This is a genomic window from Bartonella sp. AA83SXKL, assembly GCF_042196965.1.
In the GTDB taxonomy this organism is placed as follows: Bacteria; Pseudomonadota; Alphaproteobacteria; order Rhizobiales; family Rhizobiaceae; genus Bartonella.
This window is the reverse complement of record NZ_JBHIRG010000196.1, coordinates 1-372: the sequence shown is the minus strand read 5'-3', so window position 1 is coordinate 372 and position 372 is coordinate 1. Positions and strand designations below refer to the sequence as shown.

Here is a 372-nt window from a genome sequence, read left to right as displayed (position 1 = left end):
ATCCGCTATCAGAAAATTTCTTTTTTGATGAATCTGAGAGACAAGATAATAATAGAATTATTCCAGAACTAGGTGAACAAAACAAGCGTTTTTCACAAACAATCGCGCCACAACAAAACACATCGAACATACAACAAAATTATGATGACAATCAAAGCCTTCATAACTCTCCTATAAACCATCCCTATAAAGTTTCAGCTGATCAAGAAAATTGGATTGAAGAATATTATACCAATGTTCCAAATCCTTCCATGAAAGCAAACACTGGTTTTTCATCTGCTACCCTTATTTCAGAAAGAGAAGGCACTGAAAGAAGTAAATCAACAAGTGACTTTCCATCACCTTTGGATTCGACGCAAACAAACAAGTCAT

General features: G+C 34.7%; 1 pseudogene. It reads left to right on the top strand.

Annotation, left to right across the window (positions count from 1 at the left end):
- Window positions 1–372: pseudogene (locus ACFINO_RS10570) on the top strand (SPOR domain-containing protein); the annotation flags it as partial.